The organism is Eggerthella sp., assembly GCF_048329335.1.
In the GTDB taxonomy this organism is placed as follows: Bacteria; Actinomycetota; Coriobacteriia; order Coriobacteriales; family Eggerthellaceae; genus Eggerthella; species Eggerthella lenta.
Genome location: NZ_DBFEGU010000245.1, coordinates 1 through 3827, shown reverse-complemented (window position 1 = coordinate 3827; position 3827 = coordinate 1). Strand labels below are relative to the sequence as shown.

Below are 3827 nucleotides of genomic sequence, written 5' to 3'. Positions count from 1 at the left end.
GGCAATGGACCCCCGAGCGGGGGCACCGCAAGATAACGCGCGACTCCGTCGCCAGGCTCGTCGGGGTCGATCCCGCCTGCATCCCGAACAGGCGGAAATCGACTGAATAGAAACTCAGGCAATTGGTTATAATGCCACCGTCGATGGTCCGGCCTGCCGACTGCTGCCGACTGCATCGACCTCACCACCTGACCTTCCGCCGACCCCGGCCACGCCACCTGACCCCAGCAGGCCCATATCCATACCTGCTCTACAGAAGGGGTCAGAAGAAATGGCAGCAGAAGACGAGGCGGTACAGCTCGCGTTCAGGACCGGCACGGCAGCCGTGCAATCAGCCTCAGAAATCATCAAGTACCTGCTCGAGGGCCTGGCCCAGGCGCGGCGAGCCCGCGCGGCCGGCAACAGGAACGACCGCATACCGGCGAGATTCGCCCGCGCCCTCACGCACGGGGCCGCGAACATGGTCGACGGCCACGGCGAGAAGGGCATCGTCTCCGCCGAGACCGTGCGCGCCCAGAACCCGGACCAGTACCGCGAGGCCATGGTCTTCCCCGGGGCGGTCGCCGACAATCGCGAGGACATCCAGAAGCTCAAGCGCGAACTCATGAACCACGGAGTGAAGTTCTCCGTATTCGACACCGTCAACCCCATGGACGGAAGTCCCGCGGTCTCCATCGGCATCCAGGGCCGGGACATGGACATCATGACCCAGGCGCTCATCAACATCGGCGTCGAGTCCTTCGGCATGGACCGCAAGGAGCTCGAGGAGTGCGCGCGCGGCATCGAGCGCGACGACCAGAACCGCTATCCCCGCGCCTTCAAGCGCAACGGCATCAACTGGGAGTTCGAGCGCACCGGCGACGGCCGCAACAGCTGGGTCGGGTCGGCCGGCGGCCACTCCCGAGAGCAGTACCGCGTGATCCTCGACCCGGACGACGAGAACAAGGCCTCCTTCGAATGCACCCGCAACGGCCGCCCCGTCGCCAGCGCCGAAGTCGACGCCACCCAGGGACCCGAGCTCTGGAAGACCGGCTCGGACGGAGCCAAGGAGTTCTACAACGAGATGAAGGCCGAGGGGGCCGCGTTCGCGGCCGCGCCCGGCATGGTGCTCGAGGCCGCCATCGACCGCGGCTGCTTCATCTCCGAGAACAAGAAGAAGATCGACCCGAAGCGGGCCGCGGCCGCCGAGAAAAACGCCGCGCTGCTCAGCGAGGCCTTGGGAAACTCCCGGGCCGCCTCGCCTGAGTCCCCCGTCGGACAGACGAAGGCGGCCAAGAAGATCGCCGAGAGCAAGATGCAGCCCTCCATGCCCGCGCGCAACGAGGGGATGCACCGATGATCGACCTTGAGACCCTGGCCGTCTCCCGCAGCGCGTTCCCCGAGACGGCCCGCGAGTACGGCTACACGAGGGAATACCTCGAGCGGGCGGAGCGCCGCCTGCTCGCCTGCGTCATCGGGTACTGCGCGCTCGACGGCGAGCTCGCATCCATCCGCGACGGCGGCGAGGGCCATGACGGCTTCCGCGTCAACCCGCTCGACGTCCACGAGGTCCTGCTGTGCGCCCGCACCGCCCCGACCGACCCGCGCGGATGCGCGGCGCTCGCGGGCGCCATCAAGGGCAACAGGTTCGTAGACGGCGAGGAAAGCTACCTCGACCGCGCGATGTCCCACATGGACTACAACTACACGAAGCTCGCGGGGTCGCGCTGGTCCTACCCCATCGCCGAGCTCGACGGTTTCCTCGCCATGTTCCCGCCCGCCCGCTCCGAGCAGGGGGCCATCGCGGACCGCGTGCTCGACAGCGCCTCGATGCGACTCAAGACGTTCTTCGCCCTGTCGATGCCCATGGCCGCCCCCGCGGGCGTCCAGGATGGCGACGAGGCCGAGGGCGGCAAGCACTACCACCGCGCCGCGGCGCCCGACGATGGCGGCAGCGCCGCGGAAGAGGAGTAGGCCAATGCGCACCCTCAGGGGATTCCTTTATCTCATCCTCGGCGGCACGCTGTGCGGCTGGATGTTCAACCGCATCGCCGCCTGGTTCATCGACAACCCGCTCACCGTCGGCTCCAACCACACCGTCGCCGAGTGGGCCGTGATCCTGCAAGACCCGTTCTACCTCGACTCCCGCACGATGCCGTTCTTCTTCCTGGCCTTCGGCGCCATCGCGCTGGTGGCCATGACCAAATACGACTGGACCGGCGAGCGCGAGGAGCAGAAGAAGCTGCGCGGCGAGGAGTACGGCAACCAGCGCTGGGCGCGAGACGACGAGATGCAGCAGTTCGCGCACACCTCGACCGTGAAGCGCGTTCCCATCCGCATCCCGCAGCGCACCCGCGACGCGCTGCGCTTCGCCCGCAACAACCCGAAGGACTTCATCAAGGCCAAGCTCGGCATGACGAACAAGGTCGCCAACCCCAAGCCCGACTACGTCGAGAAGATCGAGGACGACAACATCATCCTGTCCGAGCGCGCCGAACTCCAGATGTCGAAGATCCCGGACCCGGCGCTCGAGCGCAACAAGCACGTCTACGTGCTCGGAGGCTCCGGATCGGGCAAGACCTTCAACTTCGTCGGCCCCAACCTGCTCCAGCTCAACAGCTCGATCGTGACGACCGACCCCAAGGGCGACACGCTCAAGCAGTACGGCAACTTCTTCGTTCGCCACGGCTACACGCTCCAGGTCGTCCACCCCAAGCCCGACCAGATCAACCAATCGATGCACTACAACCCGCTGCTCTACCTCCAGGACTCCACCTCGATCATGCAGATCGTCAACCTGCTGGTGGAGAACACGTCGGGCAACGCCGAGGCCGAGAAGGAGGACTTCTTCGTCAAGGCCGAGCGCCAGCTCTACATGGCGCTCATGGGATACCTCTTCTACTTCTACGCCGACCAGCCGCAGTACCAGACGTTCCCGCAGATGCTCGACCTGCTCCAGCTCGCCGGCAAGGACAACCCCAGCCAGACCAAGACGCCGCTGGACATCATCATGCTCGGCACGACCGCCGAGGACGGCTTCCAGGGCTTCGAGGAGTGGATCGTCGCCAACCACGGCGGCGACGAGGCCGCCGCGCAGGCCTCCGAGGAGTACTTCGTCATCAAGCAGTACAAGGGCTTCAAGTCCACCTCCGGCTCGCCGGAGACCGAGGCCTCGGTCATCGCGTCGTGCAACGTCCGCCTGGCGCCGTTCGCCGTCTCGGCGGTCCGCGAGTTCTTCAGCGAGGACGAGCTGGAGCTGGAGATGATCGGCGAGGAGCGCACGGCGTTCTTCCTGGTCATGTCCGACACCGACAAGACGTTCAACTTCATCCTGGCGATGCTGCTCTACCAGCTGTTCGACGTCAACACGGCCATCGCCGACAGGAACCCCGGCTCGCACTGCAAGATCCCGATCAACTGCATCCTCGACGAGCTCGCCAACATCGGCCGCATCCCCGACCTCGACGTCAAGATCGCGACCCTGCGCTCGCGCTGGATCTACATCACGGCCATCCTGCAATCGGTCACGCAGCTCAAGAAAATGTACAAGGACAACGCCGACATCATCGAGGGCAACTGCGACACGACGCTGTTCCTCGGCCGCTGCGACCTCGAGACCAACAAGAAGATCTCCGAGCGCCTGGGCAAGTTCACCGCCACGGTCCGCAACCGCAGCGAGTCGCACGGCCGCCAGGGCAACTGGTCTGAGAGCGAGAACAAGATCGGCAAGGAGCTCATGGCCGCGGCCGACCTCGGCAACAACCCCGAGAAGTTCAGCGGCGACGACTGCATCGTGTTCATCAAGAACGCCTTCCCGTTCCTCGACAAGAAGTACAGGACGATCGACC

3 protein-coding genes are annotated in these 3827 nt (G+C 65.6%); all 3 read left to right on the top strand.

Annotated elements, in window-relative coordinates; all coding sequences use genetic code 11:
- Nucleotides 1–271 precede the first annotated feature (271 nt).
- Nucleotides 272–1339: a hypothetical protein gene (locus ACMO6A_RS07965; RefSeq protein WP_418471052.1), complete on the top strand. Its 1068-nt coding sequence runs from the start codon at nt 272–274 to the stop codon at nt 1337–1339.
- A complete protein-coding gene (locus ACMO6A_RS07960; RefSeq protein ID WP_418471051.1) occupies nt 1336–1953 on the top strand; it encodes a hypothetical protein in 618 nt (205 codons plus the stop codon). Before ACMO6A_RS07965 ends, ACMO6A_RS07960 begins: the two co-directional genes overlap by 4 nt.
- A gap of 4 nt (nt 1954–1957) precedes the next feature.
- A partial coding sequence (locus ACMO6A_RS07955) for a VirD4-like conjugal transfer protein, CD1115 family (protein WP_418471049.1) occupies nt 1958–3827 on the top strand: 1870 nt, incomplete at its 3' end.